Origin of the sequence: Pseudomonas sp. BNK-7 (assembly GCF_048072025.1) — a bacterium.
In the GTDB taxonomy this organism is placed as follows: domain Bacteria; phylum Pseudomonadota; class Gammaproteobacteria; order Pseudomonadales; family Pseudomonadaceae; genus Aquipseudomonas; species Aquipseudomonas danubii.
In genome coordinates this window covers 6,631,184-6,647,940 of the sequence record NZ_CP182252.1, presented here as the reverse complement: position 1 = coordinate 6,647,940, position 16,757 = coordinate 6,631,184, and the positions used below count along the sequence as shown (strand labels likewise).

Sequence of the window (16,757 nt, the reverse complement as noted above, 5' to 3'; positions counted from 1 at the left end):
ACGGGCTTGGTTGCCCGTGCAATCGAATGGGTTCAGGCCTGACGCTGGGGGGCCCGGTTTCGTTCGGGGTTGCCCAGGCGTGCGCACAGATGCTCAATGGCGAAGGCCAGGATGATGTAGATCAGCGCCACCGCCAGCAGTGGCTCGTAGACCTTCAGGGTTTGGGCGCGCACCAGGTTGGCGGCGCCGAGCAAATCAGTGACCGCCACGGTGGACGCCAGCGCCGTGGCCTTGAGCAGCAGCACGCATTCGCCCACCAGGGTCGGGCGCACCAGCTCCAGGGCCCGGGGCAGCCACACCCGGCGCAGGGTCAGCCAGTAACCCATGCCGTAGGCGCGGGCGGCTTCCAGTTCGCCCCGAGGCACGGCCCGCAGGCCACCGCGCAGCACTTCACCGACATAGGCGCCGACACTCAGGGTCAGGGCCAGGGCCACGTACCAGAAACCTTCACGCAGGTAGGGCCAGAGAAAGCTGCCGCGAATCGGCGGGTAGGCGGCGAACAGGCTGCCGACCCCGTAATAGAGGATGTAGATCTGCACCAGCAGCGGCGTACCGCGGAATACGCTGATATAGAACTGCATCGGTGCGCGAATCAGAGGGTTGCGCGACGCCCGGCCCAGGCCCACCACCACCGCCAGGGCAAAGCCGCAGATTCCGCTCAGCAGCAGGAGCTTGAGGGTGATGCCCAGGCCGCGCAGCAGCTCTGTGGAAAAACCGTTGATCCAGGAAAAGTCCATTCGAGTCTCCTAGTGCTGGGGCAGCCAGCGGTTGGTGCGACGCTCGAGCACACGGAACAGGCTGCCGGACACCAGGGTGATGACGAAGTAGAAAGCCGCGACCGCCAGGTAGAACACCAGGTAGTGCTTGGTGGAACCGGCCGCCTGTTTGCCGACTGAAAGCAGTTCGCTGTAACCGACGATGCTGATCAGCGCGCTGTCCTTGACCAGTACCAGCCACAGGTTCGACAGCCCGGCCATGGCGTAGGGCAGCATGCTCGGCAGCAGGATGCGCCGCACCAGCAGCCAGCGCTCGATGCCGTAGGCCCGCGCCGCTTCGATCTGGCCGTGGGGAATGGCCTGGATCGCGCCGCGGATGATCTCCGCCGAATAGGCGCCCTGGACAATCCCCAGCACCAGTACCGCCGCGATAAAGCCGTTGACCGTGACACTCGGACGGTCCATGGCGGCCATGGCCATGTTCAACAGGTCAGTGCCGGCGTAGTACAGCAGCAGAATCAGCAGCAGCTCGGGCATGGCCCGGTACAGGGTGGTGTAGACGTTGGCCAGTTTCACCAGCCAGCGCGGGCCCTTGAGCTTGATCATCGCCACCAGCAGGCCGATGCCCAGGCCGAGGACGAAGGCCCCGGCGGAAATCTGCAGGGACACCAGCGCGCCCTGGGCCAGGGCACCCAGCCAGCCGTCGGCGACGAACAGTTGGGAAAGGTCGGACAGAGAAATCATGACGTATCCAGTCAACGCCGGCGGCCCGCGCAAACGGGCGCGCCGGACGGCTTAGTTGGCAGAGATGTCGACGCTGAAGTAGCGGCTGCGGATCTTGTCGTAGGTGCCGTCGGCCTTGAGCGAGGCCAGGGCGGTGTTGATCCGCTGTTGCAGGACGCTGTCGCCCTTGCGCAGGCCGACGCCGATGCCCGAGCCGAACAGCGGGTCTTTCGGCGCCAGGCCCTTGTCCGCCAGGCCAGCACCGGCCGCGGTCTTGAGGATCGGCTCGATGGTCAGGGCGTCGGCCAGCATCACGTCGATGCGCCCGCTCTGCAGGTCGGCGATCATGTCGTCCTGGGTGGTGTAGTAGCGCAGGGTCGAGGTCTTGCCGTAGTAGGTCTTGGCGAAGGTGGCGTTGGAGGTCGAACCCTGCACGCCGATCAGCTTGCCCTTGAGGCCTTCGGGAGTGGTCGCAAGCTCCAGGCTCTGGTCGGCGACCCACATGGCCGGAGTCTGGTAGTAAGGCGCGGAGAAATCGATGACCTTCTCGCGCTCCTCGGTGATGCTCAGGGAATTGAGAATGGCGTCGATCTGGCTCGATTGCAGGGCCGGAATCAGCCCGTCCCAGGCCACTTCCTTGAGCGGGCACTGGGCCTGCATGCGTTCGCACAGGGCCTTGATCAGCTCCGGCTCGAAGCCGCTCCAGTTGCCGTTGCCGCTTTTCATCGAGAACGGCGGGTAGGGTTCCAGGGCGATGCCGAAGACGATCTTGTCGGCGGCCACGGCGTGGCTGGCCAATGCGCTGAACAGGCAACCGGTGGCGAGCACCTTGAGCAGGTTTTTCATGGCTTTACCCTTTATCGAAGTTGTTGTTTTCAAGGATTGAAGCGGGACGTCAGACGCGGTTTTCCTGGGCCATGACGAATTGCCGGCAGCGTTCGCTGACCGGGTTGAGGAACACTTGCTGCGGCGGACCTTCCTCTTCCACCAGCCCCTGGTGAAGGAACATCACCTTGCTCGACACATCCCGGGCGAAGGCCATTTCGTGGGTCACCAGGATCATGGTGCGGCCTTCCTCGGCGATGCCCTGGATGACCTTGAGCACTTCGCCCACCAGTTCCGGGTCCAGGGCCGAGGTCGGTTCGTCCATCAGCAGTACCTGGGGGCGCATGGCCAGGGCTCGGGCGATGGCCACACGCTGCTGCTGGCCACCGGAGAGAAAGGACGGGAAGGTGTCACGTTTGTTGGCCAGACCGACTTTTTCCAGCAGGTGCTCGGCGTGGGCGATGGCATCCTTGCGATCTTCACCGAGGACATACACCGGCGCCTCGATGACGTTTTCCAGCACGGTGCGATGGGGCCACAGGTTGAAGCTCTGGAACACCATGCTCAGTTGGGTGCGCAGGCGTGCCACCTGGGCCGGGTCGGCGACTTGAGGGTTGCCGGCGCGATCGGTCTTGATGCGCACCTCTTCGCCATTGATGCGCAAGCTGCCGCTGCAGGGAATTTCCAGCAGGTTGATGCAGCGCAGCAGGGTGCTTTTGCCCGAGCCGCTGGAGCCGATCAGCGACACCACTTCACCTTCATTGGCGCGCAGGGCAATGCCCTTGAGCACGTGGTGGTCGGCGTAGCTCTTGTGCAGATCATCGATCGCCACCACGGGATTGACGGAGTTGGGCTGCGATTGCAAGGGTCGACCCTCTTGTTATTGTGCGATGGCCGGGCAGTACCCGGCACAGGGTAGGGCTGGAGAATTAGCCATCGATGGCCTGGGGTCAATCGAGCATTTTTAGCCCGATGCGGTAATTTTTTTCAGCAGTCGGGGATTTTTTCGGCGACGGGCAAGGCTATTGCCGGATCGCGATTGCGGCTATGGTGCTGGCACTCGTTTTTTGCAGTCGAGGCCTGATCGGTATGCGTTATCCCTCCATGACCGCTCTGCGCGCGCTGGACGCGGTGGCCCGCCTGGGCAGTGTCGCCGAAGCCGCCAATGAGCTGAACCTGACCCCCAGCGCCATCAGCCACCAGATCAAGAGCCTGGAGCAGACCCTGGGGTTTGCCCTGACCGAGCGCCAGGGCCGCAGCATTCGCATCACCTACCAGGGCGAGCGCTATGCCCGGGACATTCACCTGCTGCTGGCCAATATCCTCGAGGCCGGCCAGCGCTCCGACGGCCAGCAGGTCAGCGGGCGGCTGTGCATCAGCAGCCCGCCGGGGTTCGCCACCTATTGGTTGTGCACCCATATCGCCGAGTTCCAGGCGCTGTATCCCCAGGTCGAATTGCAGCTGGTATCACCGCGCACCCCGGGCGACACCAGCGACAGCAGCGTCGATCTGTTCGTCGCCTACGGCATGGGCGACTGGCCCAACCAGCATGTGCAGAAGATCGTCTCCCTGCGCTATTTCCCGGTGTGCAGCCCGAGCCTGGTGAATGCCATGGGCGGTTTGAAAACCCTCGACAGCCTGGACCACGCCCTGCTGCTGCACATGATCGACTACTCCGATTGGCGGGTCTGGCTGGCGGCGGCCGGGGCGCCGAATGTCGATGTGCGCCGGGGCATCGTGTTTGCCGACGCGCACTTCGTGCAGTCGGCCTGCATCGCCGGCCAGGGCATCGCCATGGGCGACAACCTGATCAGCGGCGAGGCCCTGGCTCGGGGGCAACTGGTGCAGCCCTTCGGCACCGAAATCGAATCCAACCGCGGTTACTACCTGGTGGCCGACCTGCTCAAGGCCGAGCGCCCGGTGGTGCTGGCCTTCAGCGAATGGGTCAAATCCCAGTTGCAGGGCATCACCCGCTTGCACCCGGAACCCCGGCGCAATGGCAAAGCGTGAATTTTATTGAGCAATCGCGGCGATTTTTTTCGATTGTTGCCCCTCGGGTGCAGCGACTAATGTCCCTCGACATCAGCCGGGCGCAGGGTGTCGTCCGGACGCATAAGAACAAGAGGAGTAGTCGATGACCACCTGTGCCCAGTCCCTGGTTCGTTTGCTGGAAGGTTATGGCGTGGACACGGTGTTCGGGATTCCCGGCGTGCACACCGTCGAGCTGTATCGCGGCCTGCATGGCAGCCGCCTGCGCCATGTCAGCCCGCGGCATGAACAGGGCGCCGGGTTCATGGCCGACGGTTATGCCCGGGCCAGCGGCAAGCCGGGAGTGTGCTTCATCATCACCGGTCCGGGGATGACCAACATCCTCACCGCCATGGGCCAGGCCTACGCCGATTCGGTGCCGATGCTGGTGATTTCCACGGTCAACCGTCGCGAGCACCTGCGCCTGGGCCATGGCCACCTGCATGAACTGCCGGACCAGCGGGCGATGGTGGCCGGGGTCTGCGCCTTCAGTCATACCCTGCAATCGCCCGCGGAACTGCCGGAGCTCCTGGCCCGGGCCTTTGCCGTGTTCAAGTGCGCGCGACCACGGCCGGTGCACATCGAGATTCCCCTGGATGTGCTGGACATGCCCGCCACCGACCTCAACCTCATGCCCCGCAGCCTGCCCGGTGCTCCGGCCCCGGCCGGAGCCTCGATCGAAGCGGCCGCGACCTTGCTCAACAGTGCCCACCGGCCGCTGATCCTGGCCGGCGGCGGCGCCCGCGGTTGCGCCGAAGTCCTGCGGCAATTGGCCGAACGCCTGCAAGCGCCGGTGGCCCTGACCACCAACGCCCGGGGCCTATTGCCCTGCGCGCACCCGCTGTTGCTCGACGGCGTGCAGTCATCGGCCCATGGCCGGGCGCTGATCGACGAAGCCGACGTGGTGCTGGCCGTGGGCACCGAACTGGGGGAAACCGACTACGACTTCTTTGGCCTGGGCCCGCTGCGTTTCAAAGGCTCGTTGATCCGCCTGGACATCGACCCGATGCAGGTCATGGGCGTGCAACGGGCCCATGTCGGCCTGGTGGGCGATGCCCTGGAAGGCTTGCAAGCCTTGCTCAGTAAAGTGGCGCCACCCAGCGCTCGCGGTCGTTGGGCGCTGGACAGCGTGCAACGCGTGAACCAGGCCGAACGCACCGGCTGGACGCCCAAGCAACAAGGCTTGCAGGGCTTGCTCGACCTGCTGCGCGACACCCTGGGCAGCCCGATCCTGGTGGGCGACTCGACCCAACCGGTGTACCAGGGCGCCTGCGGCTACCAGGCACCGGCCCCGGCCAGCTGGTTCAACGCCGGCAGCGGTTACGGCACCCTGGGCTACGGCCTGCCGGCGGCCATGGGCGCCAAGCTGGCACAGCCCGAGCGTCCGGTGGTGGCGTTGGTGGGGGACGGCGGCCTGCAGTTCGCCAGCAGCGAACTGATCGCCGCCAAGGAAGCGCAGATCGGCGTGATCCTGCTGGTGTGGAACAACCAGTGCTACGGCGAGATCCGCGACTACATGCAGGCCCGGGACATCGCGCCGCTGGGGGTGGACATCCTCACCCCGGACTTCCGGGCCATGGCCCAGAGCTTCCATGTGGCGCACCATCGCGCCGACACCCCGGCGCAGTTGCAGGAACTGCTGCAGAGCCTCAGGGATATTCGCCAGCCGGTGATGATCGAGGTCGACGCCGGCGCCTATCTGGCTCTGGACTGATCTGCGGGCCTGTTCTGCGGACGGGCTCTCCAGGAATGAGTCTTCAAGGGACAGGCCTTCAAGGGATAAGGTGGGTTACATTGGCCTCGCTCGCCAGGACGCACCTTGTCACTTGAGGATTCAGGGATGAACTGCATTTTCTGCCAGATCGTCGCCGGCACCCTGCCGGCGGCCGTGGTTTACCGCGATGAACACTGCATGGCCTTCATGGACGTGCATCCGCTGGGGCGTGGCCATGTGCTGCTGATTCCCCAGCCCCACGTGGAAAAGCTCGATCAATTGCCCAGTTTCGTCCGTCAGCATCTGTATCAGGTGTTCGATGGATTGCTGGCCGCGCAGCGGCGTGCCGGCTACGGCGTCGAAGGCACCCACCTGCTGGTCAATGATGGTCGGGCCACCAACCAGCACATCCCCCATGCCCATCTGCACCTGATCCCGCGCAAGCGTGGCGATGCCCTGGGCTTTGCCGGGCGCCTGCTGCTGCACTTCAGCGGGTTGTTTGGGCGTCGCGCCAAACTCGAGGTCCTGCAGCAGCAGGCTGCCAGCATCGCCGAACAAGTGCGCGTGCCCTGGGTCAGTGAAACCCCGATGGGCGGTCGCTGATATGGAACGCCGCCGCGCCCTGGCGCTTGAATACGCAGAGCACCAATACCTGCGGGCCCGGGTCCAGGGCGTGGCGAGTTTGCCGGGAAACCCTTATCAGGCGCAGCTCTATGGTGATCAGGATGGCGGAGCCTTTGTCGTGGGCGGCAATCCCAGTCCGATGATGAACCGGGTGCACGGCGACAGTGCGCAACAAGCCCGCAATCTTGCCGATCTGCTACAGACCTGCGTGGCTTACGCCCCGGCGATCGCCTTGATCGCCGAGTCAGCCAAGGTGGCACCCACTCTGGAGCTGGAGGGGCAGCAGCTGCAGCGCCTCAGGGGCTGGACCCACGGACAGCTGTTCGCCTCGGTGGACGAACTGGTGGCGCCGCCTTCGGCGCTGGATATCGAGCCGGTGCTCGCCTCGACCCTGGAAAGCTTCTGTGCTCTGCACCGCGAAGGCTTCAATACCCCTGCGGCCGCCCGGCCAGTCAACCAGGCAGCCTTCGGCGGCTTGCTCAACGATGGCCGTGGGCATCTGTACCTGCTTCGGGACCAGGGCGTAGCGGTGGCCGGTGCGGCGCTATTCGTCGCCGACAATGGCGTGGCCTACCTGGGCACCGCCTTTACCACCAAGGCCGCCCGGGGCCAGGGCTATCACCGGGCCCTGATCGCCCATCGCTTGCAGCAGGCCGCCGCCCTCGGCGCCCAGAGTGTGGCGGCCACCGCCCTGCTGAACTCGCAAAGCCGGCGCAACCTGGAGCACTACGGCTTGCGCCTGTCCCACCTGCAAACCCTGTATCGGGCCGTGCCTTAGTGCGGGTTCTGTTGCGCCGCTGGCAGCGGGTCGAAGCGGATCGAGTGCAGGATCGCGTTCAGGGTCGCGAAGTCCTGGAAGAACCCCACGCTGTCAGCCACCACCTGACGCCGACCACTGTCGAGCAACGCCATCAGGCAGGTGCCACCATAGGCGTGAAAGCCGGTGTCCCCATCGCTGATGCCGCAGGTTTGATAGGCCCGCAAGCCTTTCCAGCCGGGGCCTGAGATGTCCTGCACCGGGCTGGGCGCATCCCTTCCGGCGCTGCGCATCCAGATGCCGTTTTCCTGATAGAAAAACAGCTCTTCGGCGGCCTGTTCCAGGCTGCCCTGCCGCAGGCACAGGTGCAGGGTGTACTCCTCGTTTGGGCGTTTTTTCGGATGGTCCAGGGTGAGGCAGTTCTGCGTCTGGCTGAGCTTCCAGCCTTTGGGGTACTGCAGGCTGAATCCCGGTCCGTTGAAGCGTGGCGAATCCTCGGGCAATACCGGTATCCCGTCTTCCTCCCGCAAGGGTTCGTACAGCCTGGGATCGTTGCGACAGGCGGACAGCGGGCGGGCCTGGGCCTTGTGCAACTGGTCGAGGCGATGAGTCCGTGGATCAGCGCTGGCGCTGACACAGGCACAACCGTAGCCGTAATGATTGTTGGTGCGTACCCATTGCTGGTCGTTGAAGGTGGGCCAGTCGCCTTCGGCCTGATAACCGCCCTGGCTGGCAATTTCCCAGACGCCGTCGCGGTCGGTCAGGGTGGCGTTGGCCGGGGTCGGGTTCTCGAACCAGCCGCATCGGCGTTCGACCTTGGCCGGAGCGGCGCTGGCGGGTAAGGCAATCAGTGTCAGGAGTGTGCAGATCAGGGCACGCTGAAACATGGAGCATCCTTGTTCGGGGTTAAGAACCGCAGATTGTGCGCCGGCATTGGCGTTAGTAGAGATCGAGGTCCTTGTTCTTCAGTAGCGCCACTTGCGCACCAAGTCGTCGCCGTAACGCTGGCTGATCAGCGCTTCGGCGCCGTCGTCGTCCTCGTACACCTCGGCCAGGCACAGCAGCATCAGCGCATCCAGGTACTCCTCGGGGGAGTCGAAGAAGCGTGTCAGCGCTACGCCGGTGTCGTGATCGAAGTAGTAGACCGCGCCGCTGTCCCGGTGGAAACAGAACAGGTTGCCGTTGCCCAGGTAGTCGCCAAAGGCAACCAGCTGGTGCGCCAGTGTCAGGTCCAGATCGCTCTCGGGGATATCGACAATGCCAGGGTAGGCCTCCAGCAGAGGCTGGATCGGGGTATGGCCGGGGCCTACGCTGCAAAGGATCTCCGCCAGGGACAGGACCCCCAGCTGCCGATGATAGTCGCGCAGAGAGGGCGGCAAGGTACAGCCCAGTCGCTGCTCAAGGGCCACCAGCGCTTCTTCGCTGACAGGGGTTAATTCAGGCTCGTTGACGTGCCCTTCCCACAGCGCGCCGTAGGCACCGATGACCGCCAGGTACCAGCTCAGCCGCGCGGCTTGATCAGGCAGATCCGGCCAGGCCAGGGGCGGGCAGCCGGCGGGTGGCCATTGTTCGGGGGTGGTTTGATCGGTCATGGAGCGTCCTTGCGAGGGGGCGAAAAGGGGAAAGCTTTATCCATGGCTTGAACACATGGGTCAAGCCTGATGAGCTCTGCGGACATTGTTGGCGGCAAGGTCCGGATCTAGCCTGTGGTTTCGATCATGAATACATCAGGGAGGACCACCCAATGACCTTGAAATTCTCAGCCATCGATGCCTGGGCACAACCGGCCAACGGCCGTGCCCGGGCGCTGTTGCCGGAAGTGGCGCGGTTGTTCGAGAAGTCCGGGTCCGCGCATTTGCTGGACCAGGCCCTGAGCATTGAACAGACCGTGGAACTGATGGATCAGGCTGGGGTGGAGAAACTCATGCTCTCGGCCTGGTGCCGGCCCGAGGGCTGGGTGTTCAGCAACGATGAGATTGCGGCTTATACCCGGGCCTTTCCCGAACGTTTCGTCGGCGTGGCTACGGTGGACCTGAGCCGGCCCGTGGCGGCGGTGGCCGAGTTGGAGCGAGCCGTCAAGGAACTGGGCTGCAAGGCTCTGCGCATCGTGCCCTGGTTATGGAAACTGCCACCCAATCACCGCTGGTATTACCCGCTGTATGTGAAGTGCATCGAATTGGGCATTCCCTTTTGTACCCAAGTCGGTCATACGGGGCCGCTGATGCCCTCGGAAACCGGACGGCCCGTGCCGTACCTGGACGAGGTGGCTCTGGATTTTCCCGAACTGGTGATTGTTGGGGGACACATCGGGCATCCCTGGACCGACGAGATGATCGGCCTGGCCTGGAAACACGACAACATCCACATCGATACCTCCGCCTACCTGCCGGCCTATTACCCCCCGCAGTTGCTGCACTTCATGCGCACTTATGGCCAGGACAAGGTGTTGTTCGGCAGCAACTTCCCCCAGCTGTCGCTGAAAAAATGCCTGGAACAGGTGCGAGCCCTGGAACTTCCGCCGGCCATTGCGGACAAATTCCTCCAGGGCAATGCCCGTCGGGTATTCGGTTTGTAAGCGCTGGCAGCGGCGCTCAAGCGGAACTCCTGGGCGCCTGAACGCCGCTGCGGCGGTTTTTCTGGGGGTAGGTTTCTTGCTATCGTGGCCTCCCTCTTTCACGGACGAATATCGAGACAGCCCATGGCTAACTCCACCCCGTCACGCCTCGGCAAGATCCTCCAGGGTCTGCTGTTTGTTCTGATCGGCATTGGCCTGTTGGCCATTGCTGTCAATCTCACCCTCGATCGTCGCGAATTCATTGCCAGCGCCCAGACCGCCGACGGTGTCGTCAGCGACCTGAACGCCGGTGGTTCGCACCCCGAGATCGCCTTTACCACCGGCAGCGGTGAGAAAATTTCCTACCCCCAGGGCGGCTTTATCTTCGGCTACCAGAAGGATCAGCCCGTGCGGGTGTACTACCAGCCTGAGCGGCCGGCCAACAGCGCGGTCATCGATGACCCGGCGGCACTCTGGGGCACTCCCGGTGTGCTGGGCCTGATCGGTTTGGTATTCACCCTGGCCGGCTTGGTGGGTGTCATCAGCCAGCGCGGAAGAGCCGCACAAAAAGCAAAAGGACTTTGACCCCATGAACCTCAGCATTCCGATTCCGGTCAACGAAAGTAAATGGCTCTACCAGACCGCCAGCGGTGGCGGCCTGACCATCGCCCTCGTGGCCGGCGGTGGTGGATCGATCACCCTGCGTTCGCCCCAGGGCAAGGACGTCAGCTATCGCTACGGCGGTCTGGGGGTAGGCGCCGGCTTTGGTGGACGCCTGCCGCGTTTCGGCAAGGTCAATATCCAGGTCAAGGGCAAGAGCGTCAGTGGTGCCGGTGCGGCGGAGGCTTTTCCCAGCACCGGCAAGGTCTTTGTCAGCGATGCCCTTCGCAGCCGGGACCTGACCGAGGACGACATCACCGGGCCGTGTTTCTATACCGAAGTCGGTGGCGGACTGGTGGTGGGCGGTTCGGCCACGGCCCTGCTGTTCGGCCTGGACCCCAAGCTACTGGCCCTGGCGGTCGTTTTGGGAAGCAACCCGGCGACCATGATGGCTTCGATCAAGGTCAACGAGCAGTTGCTGCGTTCGGCCAAGGGCGCCGTGGTCATGGCGGGTATGAACGTCGGACCACAGGCCGGTGGCGGCATTGCCACCTACATGGGCTACCTGTTCTAGCCTCGTCCTGAGGCGCGCCGGGAATCACAGGCGCGCCAGGCACTCCTGGAGAATATCCAGGCCTTCCTCGAAGATTTCAGGCTCGGTGGTCAAGGGCGCCAGCAGGCGAATGATGTGCCGCGACTTGCCGCTGGGCATCAGCAGCAGCCCGGCCTCTCGGGCGTTGCCGAGCAGGGCACTCAACTGTTCTGGCGCCGACTCGCCCTGGGCATTGACCAACTCGATGCCGCGCATCGCGCCGACGCCGGTCAAGCGTCCCAGATACGGGCTCAGGCGATCGGCTTTCCAGCCCTCATAACGTTGCACGATGGCCTGTTCCTGGCGTTCGCCCCAGGCTTGCAGATGTGCATCGGTCATTTCCTCCAGGGTGGCAAGAGCGGCCGCGCAAGCAATCGGGTTGCCGGAATAGGTACCGCCCAGGCCGCCCTTGGGCAGCACGTCCAGCAACTCCCTGCGACCTACCACCGCGCCCAGCGGAAGCCCACCGCCAATGCTCTTGCCCAGCAGGATCAGGTCGGGCTCGATGCCCAGCCGTGAGAAGGCGAAACGCTGCCCGGTGCGGCCGAAGCCGGACTGGATTTCATCGGCGATCAGCAGTATTCCGTGTTCGTCACAGAAGCTGCGTAACGCCTGGGCGAAGGTGGCGTCCAGGGCCAGGAAGCCGCCTTCGCCCTGCACCGGTTCGAGGATGAAACAGGCCACTTCCTCGACATCGATTTCCACACTGAACAGACGCTGCATGGCCTTCAGGGCTTCGTCGCAGCTGACGCCGTTGTCGGCGCTGGGGTAGGGCAGGTGATACACCGGCCCCGGCAGCAGGCCGACCTTCTGCTTGTAGGGCGCTACCTTGCCGTTAAGATTGAGGGTGGCCAGGGTGCGCCCGTGAAAGCCGCCGTCGAAGGCGATGACCGCGCTGCGCCCAGTGGCTGCGCGCACGATCTTCAGGGCATTTTCCGCGGCTTCGGCGCCGCTGTTGGTAAGCATGCCGCTGACCGGGTAACGCACCGGGATGAAGTCCGCCAGGCGCTGCATGAGCTCGATGTAGGGCTCGTGGTGTGCGGCGTTGAAGGCGTAGTGGGTGAGTCGGGTGGCCTGCTGCTGGATGGCCGCGACGATCCGCGGATGGCAATGCCCAAGGTTGAGCACGCCGATACCGCCGACAAAGTCGATGTAGCGCTTGCCGTCGCTGTCCCAGACTTCGGCGTTGCGCCCGTGGCTGAGGCGGATCGGGTGGACGGTGGAAAGCGAACGGCTGATGTTCTCGTGGCTCATGGATGCGGGCTCTGGGTGCCGGAAACGAGCCGTTATCTAAGCCGGGGCCGGGGGGCTGGGACAAACGAAATAAAGTCGTCGGGTCAGTATGAAAATTCCCGATGTGCTGCGGCCTCTATCTCACTCCTGTTGCACCTTGCACTGGTTGAGCAGATGCCGCACCAGCGCCGCCAGGGCCACCAGTGCTAGCACCCCGAGGAAGATCGGCAGGCGATAGGGTTTCAGGTCGCCGAGGATCAGCACGGTTTCGCCTTCCAGCAGGCAGCCGATAAAGATCACTCATTAGCCGGAGGCGGCGATCAGGGCATTGAGGTCGAGGTGTTCGAGCATGGTGATCGCTGTTCTGTCTATGAAGTCCGCCATGACTTCGAGTGCTCATCCTGGCTTGAGTGCCCTTTTTTCTCGCACAACTGAGGGGCAGCAAAGTCTTGTGAGGGATATGCCTTTGACATATCCCTTTGTCTCACTAGACTCATTGCACCTTTGGCCTATTCAACAGGTGACTCCATGGAAACCGGCTCTGTGTTCAAAAGTAATCGCAGCCAGGCCATTCGCATGCCTAAAGCTGTGGCGCTGCCGGATGATGTCACACGGGTAGACATCGTCGCGATTGGTCGCACCCGTATCATTACCCCGGCGGGGGAGTCCTGGGACAGTTGGTTCGACGAGGACGACCGTGTAAGCGCTGACTTCATGAATGAACGGGACCAGCCAGCCGAGCAAGTGCGTGAGGAGTTCTGATGCTCAAGTACATGCTGGATACCAATATCTGCATCTTTACCATCAAGAACAAACCTGAACAGGTTCGCGACGCGTTCAGGCGTCATCAGGGGCGTTTGTGCATCAGCACCATCACCTTGATGGAGCTGATTTACGGTGCGGAAAAATCTGCCATCCCCGAAAGGAATCTCAGCCGCGTCGAGAGTTTTGTGGCGCGGTTGCAGGTGCTTGATTATGACGATGTCGCCGCCATCCACAGCGGCCAGTTGCATGCTGAGCTGGCCCGACAGGGCAAGCAGATAGGTCCTTACGATCAATTGATAGCTGGCCACGCTCGATCTTTGGGGTTGACGCTGATTACCAACAACCTTCGGGAATTTGAACGTGTTCCTGGCTTGCGGGTTGAGGATTGGGTCTAGTCGACATTGACTGAATAGCCGGTCACGCAGCCTGCCCCAGTAACTTCACCCAGAACATCCCCGCGCCATACAACCCGAACACCGAATGCGCAATCAGGCTGCGCAGCCGGACCACATTCGGTTTGGGCATCTTGTTCGCTGCGGCCCCTATTGCGTGCTGTCACAGAAACGCGCCAAGGGCTTCAAGGTGCGGCGTCTGGAGCAGGGATTCACCGATTGGCAAGCGGCGGGACTGGGGGTGGAAACCAGCGAGTAAAAGCGCCACCTGGGCCGGCATACAGGACATTGCCTAGGGCGCCATGATCCATATCAACAGGGCTTTCAGAAAAATCCGATACAAGGGCACCAGGCTCGGACTCACGAGGTATCGAGCCCCTGGCCTGCACCGTGAAGGTCGGGATAACCAATAAAAACCTTTGTGGATATCGGCCGAGGGGACCACCCCAGGCGGATTTTAAAGGAATAACCTGATGGCTTTTTCTCTGTCGCGCCTGTGCCTGCTAGGCGCTGCGTTGCTCTGCGTACCCCCTCTGCAAGCCAGTGAGCCGACCCCGGCAACGGCGGTTACCCCACCCGACTCCGAGCTGATCCAGCGTGGCCTGTACGTGGCCCAGCTGGGTGACTGCATCGCCTGTCACACCGCCAAGGGCGGTGCCACCATGGCCGGTGGCCTGGAGCTGAAGACGCCCATGGGCACCATCTACTCCAGCAACATCACCCCGGATAAAAACACCGGTATCGGCCGCTACAGTTTTGAAGAATTCGATCGCGCCATGCGCGAAGGCGTCACCCCTGACGGCAGTCATCTTTACCCGGCCATGCCCTATCCGTCCTACGCCAAGATGACCGAAGAGGACATGCGCGCTCTCTACGCCTACCTGATGCACGGCGTGGAACCGGTGGCCCAGGGCAATCTGGAAGCCGACATGGGCTTCCCCTTCAACCAGCGCTGGGGCCTGTGGTTCTGGAACCTGGCCTTCGTCGACAAGCAGCCGTTCAAGCCCGATCCAGCCAAGGACGAGCAACTCAATCGCGGCGCCTACCTGGTCCAGGGGTTGGGGCACTGCGGTTCCTGCCATACGCCACGGGGCATTGCCTTCCAGGAGAAGGCCATGAGCGACACCGAGTCCGGCGGCCAGCACTACCTGGCCGGCGAGACGGTGGAAGAGTGGCGCGCCCTGAGCCTGCGCAACCTGTGGACCGTGGAAGACACGGTGCAACTGCTCAAGACCGGGCAGAACCGCTTCGCCACGGTGTCCGGCAACATGGCCGACGTGATCCACCACAGCACTCAGCACTTCACCGACGCCGACCTGACCGCCATTGCCGCCTACCTCAAGTCCCTGCCGGCCGGTAAAGACGATCTGCCCATGCCTTCGGTGGCCCTGACTCCGGTGGCCCCGCCGAGCAACCTGTTCACCTCTCGCGGTGGCCTGGGCTACGCGCAGTTCTGTTCCGACTGCCACCGCCAGGACGGCGCCGGCGTGCCGCAGATGTTCCCGTCCCTGGCGGGCAACCCCAGTGTCGCCTCGGCCAATCCGACTTCCTTGCTGCACATCACCCTGACCGGCTGGCAGACCGCGCAGACCGCCGCTCATCCGCGGGTCTACACCATGCCCGGGTTCGCCCAGCTGGCGGATGGCGAGATTGCCGAAATCCTCAGTTTTATCCGCAGCAGTTGGGGCAACAACGGCTCGGCCATCAGCGCCGAACAAGTGAAAAAGATGCGTGCGCAACTGAGCCCGCAAGTGGAAAGCACTCTGTTCGAAACCCCGCGCCTGGCCAATCTGCTGGCGGCGCCGAATGCCGAGCAAGTGGTGCGTGGCATGCGCCTGCATCTGGAAACCAAGGCCCTGTTGCCGGACAACGTCGGCAACTCGCTGAACTGCACCAGTTGCCACCTCAACGCCGGCACCGTGGCTGACGGTTCTCCCTTTGTCGGTGTCTCGGCGTTCTTCCCCGGCTACGCGCCGCGGGCGGGCAAGACCATCACCCTGGAAGAGCGCATCAACGGCTGCTTCCGCCGTTCCATGCACGGCAAGCCGCTGCCGGTGAACGGTGCCGACATGCAAGCCATGGTGGCTTATTTCGAATGGATGAAAATGAACACTCGCCCCGAAGACAAGGTGGCCGGGCGCGGTGTCGGCAAGATCGACCCGGCCCTCAAGCCTGACGCCGACAATGGCAAGCAGGTCTATGCCAAGCAATGCGCGGTGTGCCACGGCGCCGACGGCGAAGGTCTGAAACGGGCCGACGGCAGCCTGATCTTCCCGCCGTTGTGGGGCGATCAATCCTTCAACATCGGCGCCGGCATGGCCCGCACCTACACCGCGGCGGCCTTCGTCAAACGCAACATGCCCATCGGCTTCCACGAGAAATTCCCCCTGGGCCAGGGTGGCCTCTCGGATCAGGAAGCCCTGGACGTGGCCGAGTACTTCTCCCACCAACCGCGTCCGGACTTCCCGGACAAGGTCAAGGACTGGCCCAACGGTGGCCGTCCGGTGGACGCTCGTTACTGAGGGCTTGACCCTGTAGCCGCCGCCTTGAGCCGCGGCTACAGGCCCCGCAGAAAAATCTGCCGACGCTCCCTGGCGTCGAGGTAAGATCGCCATCCTTTGCCTCAGCCTTCGCTGGCGGTCCCATCAAGGATGAATCATGCGGCTGTATTCGATCCTGTTGCTGAGCCTGTCACTGGGGCTCGGCGGCTGTACCTTTGTCTCCACCCTCAAAGCCACCACCGTGAGCTACCGGGTGCCGGCCGATGCCGGTGACACCGCGCTGATCCGCATCGTTGCTCAGGGGCTGGTGCGTGGCGTGCCCTACAGCGATTGCATCGACTGGCGTAAACCGAGCTCCGGGCTGATGGTTCGCCCCCATCGTGGTATTGCCAATCCCAACTTCCGCAACCTGGGCATTCCCATGACGGCCGCCACCGACCGCATGCGCCGTCAGGAAGGCTTTGGCGCCAACGAGCTGAAGATCCCGGCCAATCGTCCGTTCGCCTTCATGTTCTACAACACCGAGCCCGGTATGGATAAGGACTACCGCTTTGTCTGCGAACAAAGCGTGACCTTCGTGCCTGAGGCCGGTGCGACCTATCAGATGGTCTTTCTCCAGGACCAGATGTGCACAGCGATGCTGCGCAAGATCGACGCACAGGGCGAAATGCTGCCGGAACGGGTGGCGCTGCGGCCTACCGATTACTGCAGCGCTGATGCGCGTTAGGGCTCG

General features: G+C 63.4%; 19 protein-coding genes. 11 read left to right on the top strand and 8 right to left on the bottom strand.

Translation table 11 applies throughout. From position 1 onward, the window contains the following. Positions 1-32: 32 nt before the first annotated feature. The 4 genes from ACMGF8_RS30010 to ACMGF8_RS29995 are packed head-to-tail and all read right to left on the bottom strand — an operon-like array spanning position 33 to position 3,129. A complete protein-coding gene (locus ACMGF8_RS30010; protein ID WP_102860356.1) occupies positions 33-737 on the bottom strand; it encodes an ABC transporter permease in 705 nt (234 codons plus the stop codon). 9 nt (positions 738-746) lie between these two features. After that, positions 747-1,460, bottom strand: a complete 714-nt coding sequence (locus tag ACMGF8_RS30005) for an ABC transporter permease (protein WP_047305985.1) — start codon at positions 1,458-1,460, stop codon at positions 747-749. A gap of 51 nt (positions 1,461-1,511) precedes the next feature. Continuing rightward, on the bottom strand, positions 1,512-2,285 hold the full coding sequence (locus ACMGF8_RS30000; RefSeq protein ID WP_416758192.1) for a transporter substrate-binding domain-containing protein: 774 nt from the start codon (positions 2,283-2,285) through the stop codon (positions 1,512-1,514). A 49-nt stretch (positions 2,286-2,334) separates the two neighbouring features. After that, positions 2,335-3,129 (bottom strand): ABC transporter ATP-binding protein, encoded by a 795-nt coding sequence (locus ACMGF8_RS29995; RefSeq protein ID WP_102860358.1) that lies wholly within the window; start codon positions 3,127-3,129, stop codon positions 2,335-2,337. A 224-nt stretch (positions 3,130-3,353) separates the two neighbouring features. On the opposite strand from ACMGF8_RS29995, the gene ACMGF8_RS29990 reads away from it, so the two are divergent. The 4 genes from ACMGF8_RS29990 (at position 3,354) to ACMGF8_RS29975 (ending at position 7,408) form a co-directional block, all read left to right on the top strand. Next, positions 3,354-4,274, top strand: a complete 921-nt coding sequence (locus tag ACMGF8_RS29990) for a LysR substrate-binding domain-containing protein (RefSeq protein ID WP_060842013.1) — start codon at positions 3,354-3,356, stop codon at positions 4,272-4,274. 124 nt (positions 4,275-4,398) lie between these two features. Then, a complete protein-coding gene (locus ACMGF8_RS29985) occupies positions 4,399-6,006 on the top strand; it encodes a 5-guanidino-2-oxopentanoate decarboxylase (RefSeq protein WP_250329606.1) in 1,608 nt (535 codons plus the stop codon). Between the two features lie 126 nt (positions 6,007-6,132). Continuing rightward, positions 6,133-6,609, top strand: a complete 477-nt coding sequence (locus ACMGF8_RS29980; RefSeq protein ID WP_250329605.1) for an HIT family protein — start codon at positions 6,133-6,135, stop codon at positions 6,607-6,609. Between the two features lies 1 nt (position 6,610). Further along, positions 6,611-7,408: a GNAT family N-acetyltransferase gene (locus ACMGF8_RS29975; RefSeq protein ID WP_250329604.1), complete on the top strand. Its 798-nt coding sequence runs from the start codon at positions 6,611-6,613 to the stop codon at positions 7,406-7,408. On the opposite strand, the gene ACMGF8_RS29970 is transcribed toward ACMGF8_RS29975, so the two are convergent. Continuing rightward, the gene (locus tag ACMGF8_RS29970; protein WP_207166504.1) at positions 7,405-8,274 is read right to left on the bottom strand and encodes a DUF4087 domain-containing protein; all 870 of its coding nucleotides are present in this window, start codon (positions 8,272-8,274) and stop codon (positions 7,405-7,407) included. The two genes, ACMGF8_RS29975 and ACMGF8_RS29970, sit on opposite strands and share 4 nt — an antisense overlap. 78 nt (positions 8,275-8,352) lie before the next feature. Next, a complete protein-coding gene (locus tag ACMGF8_RS29965; RefSeq protein ID WP_102860363.1) occupies positions 8,353-8,979 on the bottom strand; it encodes an SMI1/KNR4 family protein in 627 nt (208 codons plus the stop codon). Between the two features lie 152 nt (positions 8,980-9,131). Between ACMGF8_RS29965 and ACMGF8_RS29960 the strand changes: the two genes are divergently transcribed. The 3 genes from ACMGF8_RS29960 (at position 9,132) to ACMGF8_RS29950 (ending at position 11,115) form a co-directional block, all read left to right on the top strand. Beyond that, positions 9,132-9,962: an amidohydrolase family protein gene (locus ACMGF8_RS29960; RefSeq protein ID WP_250329603.1), complete on the top strand. Its 831-nt coding sequence runs from the start codon at positions 9,132-9,134 to the stop codon at positions 9,960-9,962. Between the two features lie 123 nt (positions 9,963-10,085). After that, positions 10,086-10,526, top strand: coding sequence for a DUF3592 domain-containing protein (locus ACMGF8_RS29955; RefSeq protein ID WP_180988506.1), 441 nt, complete (start codon positions 10,086-10,088; stop codon positions 10,524-10,526). A 4-nt stretch (positions 10,527-10,530) separates the two neighbouring features. Further along, positions 10,531-11,115 carry a hypothetical protein gene (locus ACMGF8_RS29950; RefSeq protein ID WP_102860366.1) on the top strand — a complete coding sequence of 195 codons (585 nt, stop codon included), beginning with the start codon at positions 10,531-10,533 and terminating at the stop codon, positions 11,113-11,115. Between the two features lie 24 nt (positions 11,116-11,139). On the opposite strand, the gene ACMGF8_RS29945 is transcribed toward ACMGF8_RS29950, so the two are convergent. Continuing rightward, positions 11,140-12,387: an aspartate aminotransferase family protein gene (locus tag ACMGF8_RS29945; RefSeq protein WP_207166501.1), complete on the bottom strand. Its 1,248-nt coding sequence runs from the start codon at positions 12,385-12,387 to the stop codon at positions 11,140-11,142. A 120-nt stretch (positions 12,388-12,507) separates the two neighbouring features. Beyond that, complete coding sequence (locus ACMGF8_RS29940) at positions 12,508-12,666, bottom strand: hypothetical protein (RefSeq protein WP_242553885.1); 159 nt, start codon at positions 12,664-12,666, stop codon at positions 12,508-12,510. Positions 12,667-12,894: 228 nt separating this feature from the next. Between ACMGF8_RS29940 and vapB the strand changes: the two genes are divergently transcribed. From vapB to ACMGF8_RS29920, 4 genes are all read left to right on the top strand, one after another. Continuing rightward, the gene (vapB, locus tag ACMGF8_RS29935; protein WP_102860368.1) at positions 12,895-13,128 is read left to right on the top strand and encodes a type II toxin-antitoxin system VapB family antitoxin; all 234 of its coding nucleotides are present in this window, start codon (positions 12,895-12,897) and stop codon (positions 13,126-13,128) included. Beyond that, positions 13,128-13,526, top strand: coding sequence for a type II toxin-antitoxin system tRNA(fMet)-specific endonuclease VapC (vapC, locus tag ACMGF8_RS29930; protein WP_102860369.1), 399 nt, complete (start codon positions 13,128-13,130; stop codon positions 13,524-13,526). Before vapB ends, vapC begins: the two co-directional genes overlap by 1 nt. 470 nt (positions 13,527-13,996) lie before the next feature. After that, entirely contained in the window at positions 13,997-16,045 is a 2,049-nt protein-coding gene (locus tag ACMGF8_RS29925) for a c-type cytochrome (RefSeq protein WP_207166500.1), read from the top strand. A gap of 136 nt (positions 16,046-16,181) precedes the next feature. Beyond that, on the top strand, positions 16,182-16,751 hold the full coding sequence (locus ACMGF8_RS29920) for a hypothetical protein (RefSeq protein WP_115580841.1): 570 nt from the start codon (positions 16,182-16,184) through the stop codon (positions 16,749-16,751). Positions 16,752-16,757: the final 6 nt, after the last annotated feature.